The 21,599-nt window shown below is 46.5% G+C and carries 17 protein-coding genes and 1 other annotated feature; of the genes, 13 read left to right on the forward strand and 4 right to left on the reverse strand.

Going from position 1 to position 21,599, the window contains the following annotated elements; all coding sequences use genetic code 11:
* Positions 1-56 precede the first annotated feature (56 nt).
* Positions 57-1,778, reverse strand: a complete 1,722-nt coding sequence (locus tag SK066_RS09515) for a methyl-accepting chemotaxis protein (protein WP_320544472.1) — start codon at positions 1,776-1,778, stop codon at positions 57-59.
* 375 nt (positions 1,779-2,153) lie between these two features.
* On the opposite strand from SK066_RS09515, the gene dinG reads away from it, so the two are divergent.
* The 4 genes from dinG to SK066_RS09535 are packed head-to-tail and all read left to right on the forward strand — an operon-like array spanning position 2,154 to position 7,556.
* On the forward strand, positions 2,154-5,048 hold the full coding sequence (dinG, locus tag SK066_RS09520; protein ID WP_320544473.1) for an ATP-dependent DNA helicase DinG: 2,895 nt from the start codon (positions 2,154-2,156) through the stop codon (positions 5,046-5,048).
* Positions 5,045-5,704 (forward strand): redox-sensing transcriptional repressor Rex, encoded by a 660-nt coding sequence (locus SK066_RS09525; protein WP_188775454.1) that lies wholly within the window; start codon positions 5,045-5,047, stop codon positions 5,702-5,704. Before dinG ends, SK066_RS09525 begins: the two co-directional genes overlap by 4 nt.
* A complete protein-coding gene (locus SK066_RS09530) occupies positions 5,685-6,992 on the forward strand; it encodes an amidohydrolase (RefSeq protein ID WP_188775455.1) in 1,308 nt (435 codons plus the stop codon). Before SK066_RS09525 ends, SK066_RS09530 begins: the two co-directional genes overlap by 20 nt.
* A 30-nt stretch (positions 6,993-7,022) precedes the next feature.
* The gene (locus SK066_RS09535; protein ID WP_188775456.1) at positions 7,023-7,556 is read left to right on the forward strand and encodes a cell wall elongation regulator TseB-like domain-containing protein; all 534 of its coding nucleotides are present in this window, start codon (positions 7,023-7,025) and stop codon (positions 7,554-7,556) included.
* A gap of 496 nt (positions 7,557-8,052) precedes the next feature.
* Here SK066_RS09535 and SK066_RS09540 read toward each other — a convergent pair whose 3' ends face one another.
* On the reverse strand, positions 8,053-9,603 hold the full coding sequence (locus SK066_RS09540; RefSeq protein ID WP_320544474.1) for a 2-isopropylmalate synthase: 1,551 nt from the start codon (positions 9,601-9,603) through the stop codon (positions 8,053-8,055).
* 278 nt (positions 9,604-9,881) lie between these two features.
* Positions 9,882-10,113: a binding site (T-box leader), on the reverse strand.
* 129 nt (positions 10,114-10,242) lie between these two features.
* On the opposite strand from SK066_RS09540, the gene SK066_RS09545 reads away from it, so the two are divergent.
* The 4 genes from SK066_RS09545 (at position 10,243) to SK066_RS09560 (ending at position 12,022) form a co-directional block, all read left to right on the forward strand.
* A complete protein-coding gene (locus SK066_RS09545) occupies positions 10,243-10,659 on the forward strand; it encodes a hypothetical protein (RefSeq protein ID WP_320544475.1) in 417 nt (138 codons plus the stop codon).
* Positions 10,660-10,708: 49 nt separating this feature from the next.
* Positions 10,709-11,125 carry a hypothetical protein gene (locus SK066_RS09550; protein WP_320544476.1) on the forward strand — a complete coding sequence of 139 codons (417 nt, stop codon included), beginning with the start codon at positions 10,709-10,711 and terminating at the stop codon, positions 11,123-11,125.
* A gap of 126 nt (positions 11,126-11,251) precedes the next feature.
* The gene (locus tag SK066_RS09555) at positions 11,252-11,713 is read left to right on the forward strand and encodes a hypothetical protein (RefSeq protein WP_320544477.1); all 462 of its coding nucleotides are present in this window, start codon (positions 11,252-11,254) and stop codon (positions 11,711-11,713) included.
* 15 nt (positions 11,714-11,728) lie between these two features.
* Entirely contained in the window at positions 11,729-12,022 is a 294-nt protein-coding gene (locus tag SK066_RS09560; RefSeq protein ID WP_320544478.1) for a hypothetical protein, read from the forward strand.
* Positions 12,023-12,281: 259 nt separating this feature from the next.
* On the opposite strand, the gene SK066_RS09565 is transcribed toward SK066_RS09560, so the two are convergent.
* Together SK066_RS09565 and SK066_RS09570 are read right to left on the reverse strand one after the other, a co-directional pair.
* Complete coding sequence (locus tag SK066_RS09565; protein ID WP_320544479.1) at positions 12,282-13,973, reverse strand: methyl-accepting chemotaxis protein; 1,692 nt, start codon at positions 13,971-13,973, stop codon at positions 12,282-12,284.
* 36 nt (positions 13,974-14,009) lie between these two features.
* On the reverse strand, positions 14,010-15,002 hold the full coding sequence (locus tag SK066_RS09570) for a substrate-binding domain-containing protein (RefSeq protein WP_320544480.1): 993 nt from the start codon (positions 15,000-15,002) through the stop codon (positions 14,010-14,012).
* Positions 15,003-15,609: 607 nt separating this feature from the next.
* On the opposite strand from SK066_RS09570, the gene SK066_RS09575 reads away from it, so the two are divergent.
* From SK066_RS09575 to asnS, 5 genes are all read left to right on the forward strand, one after another.
* A complete protein-coding gene (locus SK066_RS09575) occupies positions 15,610-16,137 on the forward strand; it encodes a hypothetical protein (RefSeq protein ID WP_320544481.1) in 528 nt (175 codons plus the stop codon).
* Entirely contained in the window at positions 16,137-17,639 is a 1,503-nt protein-coding gene (locus SK066_RS09580) for an AAA family ATPase (protein WP_320544482.1), read from the forward strand. The genes SK066_RS09575 and SK066_RS09580 overlap by 1 nt, the downstream gene beginning before the upstream one ends.
* A 268-nt stretch (positions 17,640-17,907) precedes the next feature.
* Positions 17,908-18,780 (forward strand): 3-hydroxyacyl-CoA dehydrogenase family protein, encoded by an 873-nt coding sequence (locus tag SK066_RS09585; RefSeq protein WP_188775465.1) that lies wholly within the window; start codon positions 17,908-17,910, stop codon positions 18,778-18,780.
* Entirely contained in the window at positions 18,777-19,976 is a 1,200-nt protein-coding gene (locus SK066_RS09590) for an acetate/propionate family kinase (protein WP_320544483.1), read from the forward strand. Before SK066_RS09585 ends, SK066_RS09590 begins: the two co-directional genes overlap by 4 nt.
* Positions 19,977-20,014: 38 nt before the next feature.
* Positions 20,015-21,307, forward strand: coding sequence for an asparagine--tRNA ligase (gene asnS / locus SK066_RS09595; RefSeq protein ID WP_188775467.1), 1,293 nt, complete (start codon positions 20,015-20,017; stop codon positions 21,305-21,307).
* The last annotated feature ends 292 nt before the right edge of the window (positions 21,308-21,599 follow it).

A 21,599-nucleotide genomic window follows, 5' to 3' on the forward strand; every position in this document is an offset into this window, starting at 1 on the left:
TTATTTGTTGCCAGCATGGAATAGCGAGCAGCGAATATTTTCCTGTATTTATATGGTCAAACCTTAAATCGCCCAATCAACCCATTCAAGCGCTCTGACAACTCCGCTAGATGATTCGCAGAGCTATTCACATGCTCCATGGCGGCTTGTTGCTCCTCAGCGCCTTCGGTCACCTGCTCGAAGCGGTGCGCCGACTGGCGGGTGATGCCTTCCATTTCATCGACAGAGGCAAGCATTTGCTGAGAAATCGCCGAGATTTCGGCAGATGATTCGGACACCTGATGAAGCTGCGTGGCGACTTCGCTCAGACGATCATGAATACGTTCAAATGACTGTCCGGCGTGCTGTACGACATCTTTACCCGTATGAGCCTCGGTTCGATTCGTCTCCATATGATGGTGTAGCTCGCTAATCTCGCGCTGCATCGCGGTTACAATCTCCGCAACGACCGACGCGGAGGACTGCGATTGTCCAGCCAGCTTTTGCACCTCGCCCGCGACGACGGAGAAGCCGCGTCCATGCTCACCCGCACGAGCTGCTTCAATCGAAGCATTCAGTGCAAGCAGGTGAGTCTGTCCAGCAATATCATTAATAAGTCGTAAAATATCCTCAATTCGATCAGAATGCTGCTGTAGCTGTCCGGTTGCTACAGCCATGCGATCGGAAGACTGCGTGATTGCTTCCATCTGCGCTACTGCCTGTCCGATCGATTGTTTTCCTTGAACGCTCTGTTCCAGCGTATCGCCTGAACGATCCGAGACGATGCTTACTGCTTCTGCAATGCGCTGCATGCCTGCGCTCACTTCGTTCATGCCATGCTGCATTTCGATCGCGTGAGCTGCCTGTGTCTGCGTATCGGCGGCTGTTTCGTTCACATGTCCAGCAATCGTACGACTTGTCGCTGCTGTCGTCTGTGATTGCTCGGAAAGTCCAAGCGCTGCCTGCTGTAGCTCCTGCGCGCTATCTCGAATACCTACGATTACGCGATTCGTATCGGTTACGAGTCTGCCAAAGGCTGTGGACAATTGCCCAATCTCATCCTTGCTCGTACTGTTAATGTGAATGGTCAGATCGCCTTCATTGACCCGATGGATGTCTTGCATTAGTCGCTTGAGTGGACGGATCAGATAACGAGCGAGCAGGTACACCAGCACAATACTCACCAGCAAAATAATAATTGAGACGATGATCGTCATCTGCTTGGACTTTTGCATCAGCTGGTAAATATCTGTCGCATCCAGATCAGCACCGAGCACACCGATCGTCTGTCCATCTGCATTTTTAATAGGAACAAAGGAAGTAATGATCGCGCCATATTGATCCTGACTCAGATCACCAACAGCAGGCTTGCCTGTATCCATTACCTGCTTCATTGCAGGATAAACAGTATCTTCAATTGTACCCAGCGGGGAAAAATCATCCTCAGCCACATCCTGCGGCGCACCATCTACAATATAGACGTATTGTTCTTTGCCATCCTGCTGAACCCGATTCAATGTGTAAATGTAGCGAAAGCCATTATCCTCTCGCAGTTTATTCAGTTGCTGCCGTAGCTCTGTATAATAGGAAGTCTCGCCACCTTCTCTGGCAGGAATCGCCGCATACTGCACCGGATCGATCAGCGCGCTAGCACGTAAGGCAACCTGCTCCGCTTGCTTGCCGATCGATTGAATAACAAGAGAATTAGAGGATTGATACACGGTCATTCCAACAATAGCAATTCCGATCACAATCAGGCTGGAGAAAAATAAAATCATTCTTGCGAGTAGACTATTCAATAGATTATCCCCTTCATGATGTACGCGCTTGATTAGGGTGTTATGTAGAGTGGTATAGTTCTTATTAATCAATGCATATAGGTATTTATACTTACTATAATCGAGACGGCTAAGCCTGTAAATCATTGCTTAGTTGCTTCGCATAATTTGATGAATATCGCATGGGGTTTACACAAAGCTACTGGAACAACCGTTCGATTTAAGGTATACTACAATTATTATAACGCCGAAGCAGGGTGATACTGTGCGAGCCGATTCGCGCCCGGTATCACCTTTTGTTATGGTTGATTTTCAAAACTGCTGTCTTCTGGTATGCTGATAGTTGACGATTTTACATCAGTGCAGAAGGGCTGCTGGGAAAGGATTTAGACATCCATGAAATTTGCTGTACTGGATTTTGAAACAACAGGGACCCAGGCTACGGATGATATCATTCAGGTGGGCCTTGCTATTATAGATCATGATATGACGGTGAGCGAAGTATATAGCTCAATGGTCAAGCCAAACGGAAAGATTCCGACATTCATTACCGGACTTACAGGCATTAGCAACGCAGATGTAGCGGATGCTCCTGAGCTTGATGATGTGATGCTGGACATGATTCCGCTGCTGGAGGATGCTGTGCTGGTCGGACATAATGTCGGCTTTGATCTCGGCTTTCTGCAACGCGCGCTGGATCGTACCGGCTATTTGCCGTTTACGGGCAGAGTGCTGGATACGATGGACTTGTTGCGTATTTTCTTCCCGAATTTGCCAAGCTACCAGCTCAGTATGGTGAGCAGCTCGCTTGGTTTTCAGCATGACCGTCCACACCAGGCAGATAGCGACGCGCTGGCAACAGCACATGTATTTTTAAAATGTCTGGAAGAGCTGGACGGATTGCCTTTAATTACGGTGCAGCGACTATCCGAGCTATTTGATAATCAGGATAGCGATCTGGGCTGGTATTTTGACGGGGTACGGATGCAGCGTGAGGCACAGCCTGCGCAGGATCTGGACAGTCATCGCTTTTATCGTCAGCTGGCGCTGAAGGTAGGCGACTGGATCGATATTCCGTCCGCAGCGGATGAGCGCGGCACTATGCCGCTTGAGGATACATCATTTGAGCAATTTATCGAGCAGGTGAAGGATAATCTGCGTAATCTGCTGCCAGACTATGAAGAGCGTACCGCGCAAAATCATATGTTTGACGAGGTCATTCAGGCGCTGACCGATGAGAAGCATTTGCTGATCGAGGCAGGAACAGGTACCGGCAAATCGCTTGGTTATTTATTACCTTCCATTTATCATAGTGTCAAAACGAATGAACGCGTGATGCTCAGCACGCATACGATCAATTTGCAGGAGCAGCTACGTGAGCGAGATGTACCGCTGTTAACAAAGGTGATTCCATTCGCTTTTCGAGCAGCGGTATTTAAAGGAAGACAGCATTATTTGTGTCTACGCAAATTTGAGCATAAAATAAATACAAAGGAATTTCAGAGTCCTAAAGAAGATGTGCTAATTGCAGCACAGATGATCGTCTGGCTGACCGCTACAGAAACCGGTGATGATGAGGAACTGAACATGGGTAACCGTGGTGGCGACTTCTGGGAAACGGTAGCAAGTGATACCGACTCCTGTCTGGGACGTGCGTGTCCGTGGTTCAAGCAGTGCTATTATCATCGTGCCAAGCATGAAGCAGGTGCAGCAGATGTGGTCATTACGAATCATTCCAAGCTGTTTACCGATATTAAGGCAGGGCATCAGCTGCTGCCAGGCTATGAACGACTAGTAATCGACGAGGCCCATCATCTGGAGGATGTGGCTGGTAAGCATCTGGGGATGCACATGAAATATTTCACATTGGTTCATCCACTGCTGCGTCTGTTCAAGGATAGCAAAAATGGACAGCTCGCTGTATTGCGTCAGCAGCTTGGCTCGTCGGGTAGTGAACGAGCGATGGAATGGGCGATTGCGATCGATAATCTGTATCCTGAGCTGGCAGATGTGAAGGAAGACTGGGACAAGCTGAACGAGCTGCTGTTTGCGCTTTTGCCGCAGCGCAGCGATGCTGGACCAGGGGAAGCCGCTCAGTTTACCTTACGATTGCTACCGGATAAAAAGCCGGAAGAATGGGCACAGATTACCGAGCTAGAGAATCGTATTCATATTGCGCTTAGCCAGATCATCCGTCAGGGTGAGCATATTATGGGTAAGATCAAGGATTCTGACGATATTGTGGATACCGATGGTCTGGTGACGGATGTAACAGGTCTATTTAAGGATCTGGGCGGTGTGCGCGACGATCTGCGTCATTTTGTGAAGCTGGACAGCACGGATACGGTATACTGGTATGAAGCGAATGCAAGCTATCGCAGCAAATCGCTACAGATGTACGCTGTACCGGTAGATGTGAGTGAGCAGCTCAAGGAGCACTTTTTCGATAAAAAGAAAAGTATTATTCTGACCTCAGCCACATTATCGATCGATAAAAACTTCCAGTATATGATCGAGCAGCTAGGACTTAAGGAAGCCGAGCAGCAGGGCAAGCTGAATACGGTCATGCTGGAATCGCCATTTAATTATCGTGAGCAATCGCTCGTGCTCATTCCGCGCGACTTTCCAACCTTGAAGGGAAGCGTCGGTGATGAGCATTTTGTATCAATGCTGGTGGAGTCACTGGCAGAGTCTGCACAGGCGACACGCGGACGAATGCTGGTGCTATTTACATCCTATCGGATGCTCAGGCAGGTGTATGAGCCGCTGAAGGAGAAATTATCTACTAGCGAGATTGCAGTTTTCGGTCAGGGAGTAGATGGTGGCAGTCGTACGAAGCTGACCCGCCGCTTTCAGGAGCATCCGGCATCGGTATTGCTCGGAACGAGTAGCTTCTGGGAAGGCGTCGATATTCCAGGTGAAGCATTGACCTGTCTTGCGATCGTAAGACTACCTTTCCAGCCGCCGAACCATCCGCTCGTTGAAGCGAAAAGCGAACGGCTCAAAAGGGAAAAGAAAAATCCATTCATGAAATTATCTGTGCCACAGGCAGTTATCCGATTCAAACAGGGCTTTGGGCGACTTGTCCGGACGGCAAATGATCGAGGGATCGTGCTTATTTATGATACGCGGGTAATTGAGGCCTATTACGGCAGACACTTCCTGTATTCTCTGCCAGGCCCCAAAATGGAGCATATGTACACCCGTCAAATGATTCCCCGTATTGCCGAATGGTTGAGTGACCGGCCACAGGAGACGGAAGCTGCAAATCAAGAGGGGGAGCAAGCATGAAATCCGAAAAAATATCTGAAGCCGTCGTGCGAAGATTACCTGTCTATCTAAGATATCTGAATGAGCTTCATGCCCGTGAGGTGCCGACAGTATCCTCTCAGGAGCTGGGACAAAAGCTGGATCTGAATCCAGCGCAAATCCGCAAGGATCTAGCCTATTTTGGCGATTTTGGACGTAAAGGTATCGGTTATGATGTATCGTATCTGATCGAGAAGATTCGTCATATTCTCAAGCTGGATCAGCAGATTAATGTGGCGCTGATCGGAGCAGGTAATCTGGGGCATGCCTTATCAAACTACAATGCCTATTTACAGGAGACGATGAAGATTGTCGCTGTATTCGATTCCTATGAGCCGAAGGTGGGCACGAAGATCAACACACTGACCGTCAAGCCGATGAGCGATCTGGCAGAGACGATTCAAGCGAAAGGTATCCGTGTCGGCATCATTACCGTACCGAATACAGAAGCACAGCATGTGGCGGATCAGCTGGTTGAAGCAGGTATTGAAGCGATTTTGAATTTTGCACCGATTATTTTGAGAACACCACCGCATGTGCGTGTGCATACAGCAGATTTTACAACCGATTTGCTCAGTCTGGCTTACTATCTTGAAGACGGAAAGGAATTAGAAGTCAATGAACAACTCTCCGAGTAAATGGATGATTAAAAACGGTATTTTTGCCGTTCTGAATGGACCGAAGCCTGTGCTGCACGGTCATATGGTGATTGAGGACGATCTGATTACTTATATTGGTGAAGAAGAGCCGCAGGTAGAAGAGGATGTAGTCGTTGTCGATGGACGTCATCAATTCTTCATTCCAGGTCTGGTCAACAGTCACGGTCATGCAGCGATGTCACTGCTGCGCGGCTATGGTGATGATCTGGCATTGCAGGTATGGCTGCAAGAGAAAATGTGGCCGATGGAAGCCAAATTCACAAGTGACGATGTATACATCGGAACAGCACTGTCTGTACTGGAAATGCTCAAAGGCGGTACAACGACATTCCTCGATATGTATGATCGTTCGGAGCGTGTCGCTGAGGTTGTTGAGCAATCCGGTATGAGAGCTGTGCTGATGCGTGGTGTTATCGGTCTGTGCTCGGAGGAAGAGCAAACCGAGAAGCTGAATCAGGCGACTCAATTCGTACGTGATTGGCATGGTAAGGCAGATGGACGTATTACGACAATGATGTCTCCACATGCGCCGTATACGTGCCCGCCACAATTTATCGAACGCTTTGTACAGGCAGCACATGATCTGGATGTGCCGCTGCATACACATATGTCCGAGACGATCGCTGAGGTGGAGCAAAATGTACGTGACTACGGTTTGCGTCCAGTTGCTCATCTGGAAAAGCTGGGCGTGTTCACACGTCCAACGCTGCTTGCGCATGCGGTTCATTTGAATGATGAGGAAATTGAAGTGCTAGCGAAGCACAAAGCGACCATTTCCCACAATCCAGGTAGTAACCTCAAGCTGGCAAGCGGTGTAGCACGAGTGCCGGATCTGCTGAAAGCAGGAATCGTTGTATCCCTCGGAACGGATGGCCCGGCAAGCAATAACAACCTGGATATGTTCGAAGAAATGCGTCTGGCTGCCCTGATTCATAAAGGTGTATCTGGTGATCCAACAGCCGTACCTGCAACAGAGGCGCTGCGTATGGGTACAGAATATGGTGCCAAATCGGTATTCCTCGATAACACAGGCAGCTTTGAAGTGGGTATGAAAGCCGATATCACATCGCTGAATATCGATCAGCCACATTTCCTGCCATTCACAGACTTTATTTCCCATACTGTGTACTCTGCAAGCGCTAAGGATGTACTGCATGTATGGGTAGATGGCAAACAGGTAATCAAGGATGGCGTATCGCTGACGCTGGACGAGGAGAAAATCCGTCGTGAAGCGCAGTCGGCCTTTGAAGGCTTGCTCACACGCTGACTTGCAACAGATTAGAAAGGATGGCGTGTCTTGCGAAATTTGGGAACAGGCAAATGGATTGCGATCATTATCACGATTCTCGGACTGATCGTGCTCGGCGTGAATCAGTTCTACGTTCATGTAATGGCCAAGCCGTGGAGCCAGGAGCAGACTGCTCTTGAGATCGCCCAGCAAAATGCCAAGTTGACATCGGTCACACATAGCTACAAGTCGGTGTGGAACGATACTTCCATTTACTGGGTCATTCAAGGTAGTAATGAGCAAAATCAAAATGTAATGGTCTGGGTGAAGTTCAACACTGACGGTACTCCAGCTACAGGCATTAATGCGGTGCATACGGAGCAGACAGCAGGTACAATCACCGAGCAACGGGCAGGAGAGCTATTGCAAAAGGATCTTCCCGGCGCTGAGGTTGTACGCTCAATCCCGGGCTCGTATAACGGCAAATATGCCTGGCAGGTATTTGCCAAGTCAGGCGATCATTACTACTATGTATTTTATAACTTCCGTGACGGTACGAAGCTAGGCGGCCCAATGCAGCTGCCAAACACGCTTACGCCGTAATACCAATCAGATACATCTAAAGTTGTGCATGAAGGTTGAGCGAAAAGGTGGCGATAAGCTTCATCTGTCAGCTGTCAAACTATAGTGTACTGCACCAAGTAAGTTAAACAGTAAAAAACAACCGACTGGAGAGACGAGTATCGTTTCTCCAGTCGGTTGTTTTTGTTGGTTAAGCAAGAGATATAAGGAGATATTCACATTCATTCATATGGCATAGTTAGCGATAAAGATAGAAGTAGTACAAGTTTAAATTGTACTAGAAATATACAATTATCAGCTACTATCAGCCACCTGTCATCTGTATATTCATCCGTGCTGAATAGGTTGGCTTGTTTTAATTGAGGTATTTCATAAGCCTACTTATGCACCGGCTTACGAATTGATATACGCACCAATCAAACTAACTCTAAAAACCATATAGGCTATAACCGAACTAAAAGCCCCATGGACTATAAACAGTTTACAAACGAATGGTCACCAGTATAAATGATGTTCCTTAAACTCTTGCAGGCTCGCCCGATTCAGCAGTAGCCAGTAAGATCGCATTAATTCCGTTCAAAAATGCCAGACCACTCGCTTTGATCACATCCGTATCCATCGCTCTGCCTGTATACAGCTGACCTTCATGCTGGAGCTGAATATGAACGCGTCCAATCGCTTCCTGACCGCTTGAAATGCTGTTGATTTTGTAATGCTTGAGTGTAGCTTCTACGCCAGTCAGCGAGAAAATTGCACTATACAACGCATCGATCGGGCCATCGCCAATCGCGCTGCCGGTATGCAGCACGCCGCCTTTTTTCAGTTGTACCGTTGCGGTTGGCTGCAAGCCACCACTAATCACCTGAAAATGATCCAGCTCGTACAATGGAGACGTAATCTGCTCCTGCTCCTCAGTATCATTCAGCAAAAAGAACAGATCATGGTCATACACTTCTTTTTTACGATCAGCCAGTTCGAGGAAGCGCGCAAACCAGACTTCCAGCTGTTCAGGATCATTGGCAGTATAGCCCAGTCGTGCCATTGCATTTTTAAAAGCGTGACGACCTGAGCGCGCGGTCAACACCAGCTCCATTTCACCAGCACCGACTTGCTCGGGCGACATGATCTCGTACACATTTTTATCCTTCAGCAAGCCGTCCTGGTGAATACCGGAGGAGTGGGCAAAGGCATTTTCGCCTGTAATCGCCTTGTTCACCTGTACATCCAGACCGGTCAAATGCGTCAGCAAGCGAGACGTATTCATAATTTCTTCTGTGCGAATGCGCGTGCTGCACTGGTAACGTTCCTCACGTACTTTTAATGCCATCACGACTTCTTCGAGCGATGTGTTACCGGCACGCTCGCCAAGTCCGTTAATCGTACATTCTACCTTTTGCGCGCCTGCACGAATCGCACTCAGCGTATTGGCAGTAGCCAGACCCAGATCATTATGACAATGGACGCTCAGCATGACTCGATCATCCAGATTTTTCAGGCGATCATTGATGCTGGAGATCAGATGACCGAATTCCTCTGGCTCTGCATAGCCTACTGTATCTGGCACATTAATAATCGTTGCCCCTGCACGAACGACCGCTTCAATCGTTTGCCACAGATATTCGAACTCCGAGCGTGATGCATCCTCTGTGGAATATTGCACATCCGGCATCAGCGTACGTGCATAGCGAACCGCATCCACACCCATTTGCATAACGGCATCACGCGAACGATTAAACTTTTTCTCGACGTGAACGTTAGAGGTTCCCAGTACAATATGGATGAACGGCTGATGAGCATCGCGAATACTCTCATATACGGCATCAATATCGGCTTTGACCGCACGCGCCAGCGCGGTGATCGACATCTGCTGACCAGCGGTGCGAGCAATTTGCTGAACCGCTTCAAAGTCACCACGCGAGGAAGCAGGGAAGCCCGCTTCGATCATATCCACCTGTAAACGCTCGAGCTGCTTGGCAAAAGCCAGCTTCTGCTGCAAATTCATTCGTGCTCCAGGTACCTGTTCACCATCACGCAACGTTGTATCCAATACAATAATATTTCGATTCATCTCATATTCCTCCCAGATTTAGATTGAATGATGCTCGCCTGCTTGCGATCTGCTTGCACTGGCTCGTCAGCCATCGCTCGCATAGTAAGAAGGGGAAAGGGACATCAAAAATAAGTCTTACGCAGGAATCGGGCCCGAATCCAATGCGATGCATTATTACTTCGTTATGTGCTTTTACATGTGGGTTCGATCTGGATGTAAGGTAGTCATGCTACCCATGTATATCAAGCGAGCCTATCCACATCCGGAATATGGACAGCAAAAAGCCCCGTCTCCATAATAGAGACGGGGCATAACCCGCGGTACCACTCTAGTTAATCGCCAGCTTGCAGCGATTCAGCTCATTCGATGGCGAACACCATCTATCCCTATAACGGGGGAACCCGGCTCACCCTACATATCAGGCGGCTGCTCATAGACCAGTTCGGAATGATTCCACTACCGCTTCTCACCAACCAGCGGCTCTCTGAAAGAATCCTCATTCGTACTTCTTCTACTCATTGCATTTGATTATGTTCCAGCTGTGTAAATTTGTTACATAATGTAGCATAATATTTTATGAGAAAGCAAGTGTTTTATTTTAAAAATACAAATTATATTTCTTGAATGAAATGGTAGAAAGGAGGTTAGGTTATACAAATGGCGGACTCTCATGGATATATGGAATATGATTTTGCGAGTTTGAAGAAGGTACAAGTATTGGGGCAAAAGGAAGCAATTGATGTATTTTTGAATTGTTTTCGTTTAAAGAGTGAATATAGCTTTAAAGGTATGCTGGAGTTTGATGATTTAGAAGAGATTTTGGTGGAGGATTCTTATTTGGTTATGAATAATGAACCGAGGCGAAAAGGAAAGCAGATTTTTTTTACAGGGAATGTCGTTGAAGCGAAAAAGGATGATCTATTGTTTTTTCTAAGTGAGCCTATACAACGGCATGATCTGATTGTTCCTTTAATGATCGTGCCTGTCATTGATGGTGGTCAGCCTAGCTATATAGTAGCGACTCAGGAAGATCCTATTTTTGAATGGTTTGCGGCAAAAGAAGGAGAACGTTGAGAAGAAAGGAGCAGATCGGTATGTATTTTACGATCGCTGAGATGAAAAGATGAACACACAAATGTCTGTATTTATAAGTTATTTCGGTGACCCTGTGGAGCCAAATGATGCTACATCAATCAGGAAAGATATTATAAATGCTTTTAGAAAGCCCTATCTCAAACAGGATATGACTACACATGGGTCGTTATGGAATCAATATTCTTTTCCTCAAGGTACAATTACGGTTGACCATATAGCGCTAGACAACGATATTTCTGGTTATATGTATGTGGAAGGTAAGGGGAAGGATGGAGTTGTTTTTTTAGCTACGTTGTCACAGTTTATAGATTATCTTAATGGTCGAGAGGATGGCTTATTCCCAGCTGTGTATTTTGTTGATCGTGAATGTACGATGTGTCTCTGTGAAAATGGGGAGCGAGGTGCAATGAAGCCTGTCTATCTTTATCAAGGTGGAACGAGGTGACCTGCTACAAATCGGAGTGACATACCAACAATAACGTTGTTGAATTTTTAATTATTTTTAGAAATGTCGGTTTAGATGATACTATGATACAAAAGAAAGACACTGCTCACATAGATGAGGTGCAATATGAACAGACTGAAACAAAGCATACGCGAAAAAATAAAAAAAGAATATCGTCTTCCGCACGATATTGAAGCTATAGCAGCAGCTATCTATACATTGAAAGTTGCTGACAAGTCCGATACGAAACTAATCATAGCAGATTTTTTAGAAAGTGTAGCTTGCTCCAAATACAGTGATATCGTTAACATTACTTATCAGTATTTAAAGCAACTAGCGCAAAATCAAGGCAAGCTAACGGATGAAGAATATCAAAAAATTGCACATTTGTTTGACTCTATACATATATTTTTGGATCTAGGTATGGGGAATGAACATAATGTTGTGGAGAAGTCGGAAAGGCTGATTTTAGATGTATTAGATAAAAGAGGAGCCACCATACTTTCGACTTCAGACACTTCAAAGCCCTGGTGGAATGAAGTACGAAGGAAGTACAAAGCGAATCGAAATGACAAATTAACCATGTAGATGGAAGGGTGACGTATGCTGGATATAATTAACGCGATTAATGAAAAAATAAAACAAATTCACTTAACTGAAGCCTCGTCTGAGGAGATTCATAAGTTAATTGTATTAAAGCAAATAGCGATGTATTTGGTAGAAAATGATGTGTCCTCCAAAGTAGACTCTATCGAGCAAATTGAAGACGAAGCAACAGGCTATTCGGAATATCGCATTATAAACGATAATGAGTCTGATGATCGATCGCTATGGGTTGAATATAAGGATGGAACGGTCAGAATGAATCCGGGTGATTTGCTGGTAAAAATGAAGTGAGATTACATAGCAAAAAGCCCCGTCTCCAGCATCGAGACGGGGCTTAGCTTCTAGGATCATCCTAATGAATCACTAACTTACCGCAATTCAGCTTGTCTGATAGCCAATATTATCTATTCCGATAACCAGCTCACTTTACATCATAGACAGTTGCTTATAAAGTCATTCGCAATAACCAACCCCACGACTGCCTTTCACTTACATTAAACTTTTCAAAAGAAGCCTTATTCACACTTCTTCTACATATTCAAAGCCTCGATCAATCCAGCTTAAATCGCGCCACTGCCTGCTGCAATTTCTCTGCCATATGATGCAAAGTAGCGGTATGCGCAGCGCTTTGCTCCAGAAATGCCAGTTGTTCCTCAGCAGCAGCGCTCACACTTTCCGTACCGGAAGCAATATTTCCTGTAGTTGTTGAAATATACTCCATCGATTGTACAACTTTACCGGAGTTGCCATTCAGATGTTGGAGCTCCTCGGTGACACTGCCAATCTGTTGCGTAGTACGATCCGTCAATTGCTTGATCGTATGGAACAGCTCATTTACAGAGCCTGCTGCCGCTGTACCCTGATGGACTTCTTCGACCATATCATGTACAGATTGTCCGGCTTTGCCTGTTTCGGATTGAATCGCCTGAACTAGGTTGCGGATGCGGACAGCTGATTCATTCGTTTCATTGGACAGCTTGCGAATCTCAGACGTAACTACGGCAAAGCCGCGTCCGTGCTCGCCTGCACGCGCTGCCTCAATCGCAGCATTCAGGGATAGCAGATTCGTTTGTGTAGCGATGGAGGAGATCGCATTATTGATTTCCTCGATTTCCTCAGAACGTTTGCCAAGTGAGCGAATAACCTGCTCAATCTGTCCCATACGCGTCTGGATCGCTTGCATCTGCACGGTAACGCGCTGGATTTCCTGTTCTCCCTTGAGCGATTCGGTCTGTGCCTGAATCGCGATATCTCGCGCCTGCTGGCTGTTTTCATCGATCTGATGGATGTTCGAGCTGATGTCATAGATCGACTTGAGCCCATTTTCGACAGTAGATACCTGACCGCCTGTATTGCTGGATAGCTCATACATAATTCCAGCTACATGCTCTGCGGCTTTGCTCGTTTCGGAGGTACCGCTAGCAACCTCGCGTGAGATCGTAATGACCTGATCTGTATTTCCGTTAATTTCCTGTACGAGCTCACGCAGATTATTTTTCATCAGGTTAAACGATTCCGCGAGCTGACCGATCTCATCACGCTGCTTCACTTGTACATCTGCGATATTCAGCTCGCCATTGGCAATTTGCTTCGCATTGCTGGAAAGTAATCGCAGTGGCTTGGAAATGATTCGAGAGACGAGTGCGCCAATCAGAATAGCAAGCGCTAGATTGAGTACGGTAACGATAATTGCAGTCAGACGCGTATTGATAATGGTTTGCTCTGTCTGCTCGCGTGCAGCTGTCATCAACGAATCCTGTTCATCGGAGAATTGCTGGGCGAATTTGACCAGCACGCCACCCATCGGGATCAGGCTTGTTTTGATATCCAGATAAGCGTTGCTCACTTCAGCAGGTGTCATTTGAATCAGACGCTCGGAGCCAGATTTGTAGTAATCATTCATTTTGAGCAGATAGTCGATCTGCTGTAAGCTTTTCGTATCCGTCACTTTGGATTTCATGCTGTTCAGCAAGTTGGACGTTTGCTGATTGGCAGCTAGCAGCTCGGAGCCGTAATAAGAATCCCGACTCAGCATATACGTTAACATATTACTATTTTGAACGGTCGCATAAAATTTAAGATTGTCCGCTTCTGACTTGAGGACAGCATATTGATCGAAAATATGATCCGTCGAATCGTGAATTTTATCTAACGAGTGAATATAAATCACACCAGCTCCACCTGCAATCAAGGCAATCAGAAGAAAAGAGGCAAGTAGCTTTTGTAAAATCGTCCATTTCATGAGCAAGGCTCCTTTGGCTAAAATCAATATTGTCGTTTATTGCCACTTTGCAATATATTTCTCCACATTATCCTTTGTAACGAGTTCGTAAGGCACCATGATCTGCTTTTCAACTGTTTTGCCAGCGGCAGCATCAAATGCAGCCTTGATCGCGGCTGCGCCTTGCTCTGGTGCATTTTGGAATACCGTTACCTGCAAACGTCCAGCCTTCATGAATTCCAGTGCATCCATCGTGGCATCGACACCGGCAAAAACGATGTCCTTGTCTTTGTTTTCAAGCTGAGCAGCTAGAATTGCACCGATGATCATCTCATCATTGTTAGCCACGACTGCCTGGATTGGAGTGCCGGAGGCGAGCCATTTGCCCATTAATGCCATTCCCTGTGCGCGATCATAGTTCGCTGTATCTTCCAGTACAACCTTGATGCCCGGGTTTTTACTAATGACCTGCTTATTACCTTCAGTTCGTTTGGCTTGTGCTTCGGTGCCCATTTCACCATTCATAATCGCTACATTGCCTTTGCCATTGAGCAGCTTGGCAACTTCTTGCATTTGCATCGTGCCTGCGGTCAAGGAGTCAGAGCCTACATAAGCAGTCGCATTATCTACAGATGGATAATAGCGATTCACAACCACGATCGGGATATTCGCCTTGTTCGCCAGTTCGATAGAGCTGGTAGCACTGGCTTCATCCGTTGGAATAAGCACAATCGCACGTACACCACTTTTGATCATCGCGGCAACCTGTTGAACCTGCTGGCTGCTATTATTGGCAGCATCGACATAGGTAGCTTTGATATTGTTTTTGGTTGCAGCTACTTTCATCCCCTGTGTGATATAGCTGACGAATTTATCGCTCATATCGAAAATAGAAACACCGATTTCACTACCAGCTCCAGTTGTCGTCGCCGCTGTGTCTGTAGCAGCGGGTGCAGTAGACGGATCGCTTGCTGGCGCGGCGGTACAAGCGCTTAATAACAGGACAAGCAGACTAGCGATAAGCATAGGGATCAAACGTTTTTTTGTCATAGAATATCCTCCATCCAATTAATAAAGCGCTTACATTAAATGTGTTCACGATGAAGCGATTAACAATACGGTTATATCTACGTGCGAATCGGTGTTGATGGTGTGCTCCCAAGGCGTATCGTCTAACGTAAACTTGCATGATCAGGAACAAAAACGTTACTATAGTATGCAAATAATTAGAGTATGCAAATATGAGTAGGAGAAGCGGTTGTTCCTGACCATGCTAGTCGGCTGAGATAAGCTCTTGAGCATAGATCGAACCACTTAATGAATACATTTATCGACTCGCTTCTGCATTTAGTTTATAGCTGTTCTTCATAAAACGACAAAAAATCCGATTCTCTTCATTATGCGTACTACAATGAAGAAGGAATCGGATGCTATGTATACAGAATGATCAAAATGCTCAACGTTCATAGAGTTGCCTTAGAATCCGTAAATATCCTGTGTTATACTAGAATTACTTGTAAATGGTAATAAAAAAATTTGAAAAACACAAAAAAACCTGTCGCTTTTTGCTTATCGAAAGGTTCTTGCCAGCCGAAATAAATGTATGGCCTTTTACTCACACATCATGTTGAATGCATAAATTTGAAGGAGGACGTTTATGAAGCTCCGGGCTTTGCCTGTTATCATTACTGCCTTAGTGTCGGTTGCAGTATTGTTTGGGGGATTTTTCGCTTATCGTCAGCTTACCTTGTATAAGCCGCTGATGAATATGGTGACTTCGTACCCTGGTGTCAATTCTGCTCAGATATCCATTAACCAAAAAGAGGTTGATTTGAAACTCGATTTAAAATCAAATGCAGATTTGGGTTCGATTATGGAGCAATTCAACAAGCAGAGCATGCCGATTGTAGGTGCTCGTAAAGTAAAATTAGAAGTCCAAGATCATTCTGATCAACAATTAAATAACATCTGGGAAAATGCGATGTTTCCTGTTTCCCAGGCCATGGCGAATCGCCAATATACGGACATCCCGAAAACGATGCAGCAAATTGCTGGCAAAAACAGTGGTATAACTGCCAAAGCACAGATGGATGACCGCAACGTCTACGTGTCAATTAGTAATGGAAAAGCGAGCAAATTTCTTATTTTGCCGCTGAGTGCTCAAGCTACAGGAGGGAATGCCTAATGCCAAAATGGACCAAAGAGATTGCTGTCGGATTCGTCCCTGTGCTCCTGATTTTTCTAGCTTTTATCGGATATAATATCGTACCGCTCGTATTGATTGGTGCGATCGTCGGTGGGTTGCTGTTATTTATGCAAATGCGTGGTGGGCTTGCCGTTGGTGCAAGTCAGGAGCGCAATCGTAAAAAGAACGGGCCAACCAAGCTAACCTTTGAACAAATTGGCGGTCAGGAAAACGCGAAGCGTGAGCTACGTGAAGCGCTGGACTTTCTTGTTCGTCATGATGAAATTAATAAATTCGGTATTCGCCCACTAAAAGGTATTTTGCTGACCGGCCCTCCGGGAACAGGGAAAACGCTCATGGCGAAGGCTGCTGCACATTATACGAATTCGGTATTTGTTAGTGCATCGGGTAGTGAATTTGTCGAGATGTATGTCGGTGTCGGTGCAGGTCGTATCCGTGATTTGTTCAAGGATGCGCGTACCCGTGCCGCTCGGGAAAATAAACAAAGCGCCATTATCTTTATCGATGAAATTGATGTAATCGGTGGTAAGCGTGAAGGCGGACAGCAGCGTGAGTACGATCAGACGCTTAACCAGCTGCTTACCGAGATGGATGGTATTTATAGCAATGAAGCGCCGCGTATTCTGATTATGGCGGCAACCAACCGTAAAGAAATGCTTGATAGCGCGCTCCTGCGTCCAGGTCGCTTTGACCGTCATATTCAGGTTGATCTGCCAGACAAAAAGGGTCGTAAGCATATTCTGGAGCTACATGCAGCGAACAAGCCGATTGCCGGGGATGCGAATCTCGACAAGCTGGCTGAGGAAGCATACGGCTTCTCCGGTGCACAGCTGGAGAGTGTGATGAACGAAGCAGCGATCTATGCGATGCGTCAAAATGAAGAAACGATCTCACAGCGTCATATGTCGATGGCGATCGATAAAGTCATGATGGGTGAGAAGACCGACCGCGAATCTAGCGCCGAAGAGAAAAAGCGCGTGGCGATTCACGAGCTGGGACATGCGATTATGGCAGAGGTGGTACGCCCTGGTAGTGTAGGGCAGGTGGCACTCAGTCCGCGTGGTCAGGCGCTCGGTTATGTACGTCATAATCCGCAGCAGGAGCAATACCTGTATACAAAGCCATTTTTAGAGCAGCAGCTTATGATTGCACTGGCAGGCTCGGTAGCAGAGGAAATGTATTATGAGGGTCGCAGTACCGGCTCACGCGGTGACTTTGATCAGGCATTGAACATCGTGCAAAATATGGTCGAAGCTGGCTTGACTGGACTGGGTATCGTTACGGTAAATATGGTTCCAAAGGAATTGCTAATGAAAGAAAGCAATGCGATTTTGGAGGAGCTGGGCGAGCGTACACGCAAGTTGCTGGAGGAACGTCGCTCCATTTTTGACTATTCACTGGATATTTTATTACGTGAAGAAGTGTTGTCTGGTGAGCAATTCCGCGAACAGTTCAAGAAAAGTTCAAATGTACCGGCTTAATTCACAAAGCCGGTACTTTTTTTTTACTTTTTGGTTGTGCTACGGTATTATTAGATGTTGGAGATTATATAGAAGCCCGGCATTATTCATTCGTTGTTTTCGCGCATCCGGTGCTCGTGCCTTCATTGCAAAATGACGTTTGTTCGAGCCGGTTTTGCTTTAATACAGCTTGAGAAGAATTAATGAAGATGTAAGGGCAGCATGGTATACGGCTGTAGCAAGTCACGTGCATGCCATACCAGAACATTGGAAGGGTGGAGTAGAAAGCATGAATTTCAAAAGAGTCGGCGTGATCGGCGGCGGTACGATGGGTCAAGGTATCGCAGAGATGCTCGCCAAAAAAGGCATTGAGGTATTGCTCGTAGAGAAAACGCCTGAGAAGCTAGATAATGCTTGGGATATGATCGAAACCAGTCTGGACAAGCAAATGGAAAAATGGGCACTGACTCAAGCAGAGAAAAAGCTCATTCTCGGTAAAATCCAGAAGGTTACTCATTTTGCTGAACTCGGCTCCTGTGAACTCGTGATCGAGACGATCAGTGAAGATTCCGAAGCGAAAAAAGAAGTATTCGCGCAGTTGGATCAAGTGTGCTCCAGTAAAGTTATTCTGGCAAGTAACACATCCACACTCAGCTTGACGGAGCTGGCTAGCTCAACCAAGTACCCTGAGCGTGTGATCGGCTTGCACTTCATTTATCCGGTATCCAAAATCGATCTGGTAGAGATCATTCGCGGTCTGCGTACATCAGACGACACGTTTGAGCAAACGAAGCAATTCGTAGAAGAAACGGTTGAAAAAAGAGGGATTACTGTCTACGAATCCCCAGGCTTCGTAACAAGCCGCATCATCTGCCTGCTGATCAATGAGGCACTGCATGTGCTTGAAGAAGGCGTAGCTTCCGCAGAGGATATCGACGACGCGATGCGTGTCGGCTACCAGTTCCAATATGGACCACTGGAAATGGCAGACCGTTTCGGTCTGGACTCGGTAAATGCAGCGCTTGAGCGTATGTTCCGTGAATATGGCGAGCTGAAATACCGCCCTGCTATCATTTTGAAAAAGATGGTTCGTGCAGGCAGTCTCGGCGTAAAAACGGGCGAAGGCTTCTTCAAGTATGACAAGGATGGTGACCGGATATGAAAGTTCTCGTAATTAACTCAGGTAGTTCCTCGCTGAAGTATCAGCTCTATGATATGACCGACGAATCCGTACTGGCAAAAGGCCTGGTCGAACGGATCGGAATGGATTCTTCCATTTTGACACACAAGCCAACAGGTAAGGATGAAGTCACCGAGGTTAGCGAAATTCTGGAGCACAACACAGCGATTCGTAAAGTTATCGACAAGCTGACAGATAGCGTACATGGCGTTGTATCCAGCGTTAGCGAGATCAATGCTGTTGGTCACCGCGTCGTACACGGCGGCGAGTTCTTTAAAGAATCCGCTATTGTGGATGAGCAAGCGAAAAAGGATATCCGTGCGCTGATCGATCTGGCACCACTGCACAATCCAGCTGCTATCATGGGTATTACTGCATCTGAGATCAATATGCCAGGCGTACCGCAGGTTGTTGTATTTGATACAGCGTTCCACCAGACGATGCCAGAGCGTTCTTATCTGTATGCTATTCCACGCGTACTGTATAACAAGTACAAAGTACGTCGTTACGGCTTCCACGGCACGTCTCATTATTATGTGAGCCAGGCTGCTGCTGAATTCCTCGGCAAGCCAATCGAAGACCTGAAGATCATTACAGCGCATATCGGTAATGGCGGCAGTCTGACTGCGATTCAGGGCGGGGTATCTGTCGATACATCGATGGGTATGACACCACTGGAAGGTCTGATGATGGGTACACGTAGTGGTGATCTTGATCCAGCGATCGTGCCTTACGTAATGAACAAGGAAGAGCTGACTGTAAGTGAAGTGAACTCCATGCTGAACAAGCATAGTGGTCTGCTCGCAATCTCCGGTATTAGCAGCGATATGCGTGAAATTACCGATGGTCTGGAAAAAGGCGATTCCCATGCAACACTGGCATTCGAAATGTACGAATATCGTTTGCGTAAATACATCGGCTCCTACGCAGCAGCGATGAACGGTGTAGACGTGCTTGTATTTACAGCAGGCGTGGGTGAAAACTCCGCTATCGTTCGTAAAGCAGTATGCGAAAACCTGAGCTATCTCGGCGTGGAGATTGATGAGGAGCTGAACAAAATCCGTTCCGGCGATGCACGTCGCATTTCCACACCAAATTCCAAAGTTGAAGTGCTCGTCGTTCCTACCAACGAAGAATTGGTGATCGCTCGTGACACCTACAAGCTCATCAACAAGTAAGAACGGCAGCAACGCATAGACAAGGGGAGAATATAGGAATGTCCACTAAAACCGTTATTAAAAAAGTCAATGAACATGTTGGCGAATCCGTAACGATTGGAGCCTGGATCAACAACAAACGCTCCAGCGGTAAAATTCAATTTTTGCAATTGCGCGATGGAACAGGCTATATCCAGGGCGTTGTTGTAAAAAGCGAAGTACCTGAAAGCGTCTGGGATGATGCAAAAAGTCTGACTCAGGAAAGCTCCCTATATGTAACTGGCGTGATTCGTGAGGAGCCACGCAGTAAATCCGGTTACGAGATGACGGTAACGGGTATTGAAGTCATTCACGTTACATCCGAATATCCAATTACTCCAAAAGAACACGGTGTTGATTTCCTGATGGATCACCGTCACCTGTGGTTGCGCTCGCCAAAGCAGCGTGCCGTGATGGTTGTCCGTGCTGAGATCATCCGTGCAGTACAGGAGTTTTTCAACACGAATGGCTTTACCAAGGTAGATCCACCAATTCTGACGCCTTCTGCGGCAGAGGATACTACAGAGCTGTTCCATATTAAATATTTTGACGAGGATGCTTATCTGACGCAAAGTGGTCAGCTATACATGGAAGCCGCAGCGATGGCACTGGGTAAAGTATATTCCTTCGGTCCAACCTTCCGCGCAGAGAAATCCAAAACTCGTCGTCACCTGATCGAGTTCTGGATGATCGAGCCGGAAATGGCGTTCGTGAACCATGAGGAAAGTCTGGAAGTACAGGAGCAATTCGTATCCCATGTTGTTCAATCTGTACTGAAAAACTGCCGTGCAGAGCTGGAAACGCTCGAACGCGATGTGACAAAGCTGGAAAACATTCAAGGTTCCTTCCCGCGCATCACGTATGATGAAGCGATTGAGTTCCTGAAGGGCAAAGGCTTTGACATTCCATGGGGCGATGACTTTGGCGCACCACATGAAACAGCGATTGCTGAAGCGTACGACAAGCCGGTATTTATTACGCACTATCCGAAGGACATCAAGGCATTCTACATGAAGCCTGATCCAAATCGTCCAGAAGTGGTGCTGTGTGCCGATATGATCGCACCAGAAGGCTATGGCGAGATCATCGGTGGTTCGCAGCGTATCGACGATCCAGAACTGATGGCAGAGCGCTTCAAAGAGCATAACCTGGGTGAAGCTTATCAATGGTACATGGATCTGCGTACGTATGGTACGGTTCCACACTCCGGCTTCGGTCTTGGTCTGGAGCGTACTGTAGCATGGATCTGTGGTCTGGATCATGTACGTGAAACGATTGCATTCCCTCGTATGCTGTATCGTTTGTATCCATAGGCTATTATTTTAAAATAGCGGATATAGATAAAAGAGGGTTGAATCGATAAATAAGCGTGGTAATATAGAAGCACGAGTTGTATAACAGCACAAGTAATCAGAGATGTACACAAAGTGAATGTGTTTCACTTTAGATACAGGCATCCTTCTGATGAGTATCGCTTCCTGGTGGGAGCGTTCAAGCTACAGGGCACAGATGGCTCGTTCATCGTGCCCTGTAATTTTTGCTCATTAGTGGTGTATAGATGGTGCTGAATGAACAGGTGGTATCGTTTCTCTGCGGAGAAGCATG

Source organism: Paenibacillus hunanensis (assembly GCF_034055775.1).
GTDB classification, from domain to species: domain Bacteria; phylum Bacillota; class Bacilli; order Paenibacillales; family Paenibacillaceae; genus Saccharibacillus; species Saccharibacillus hunanensis.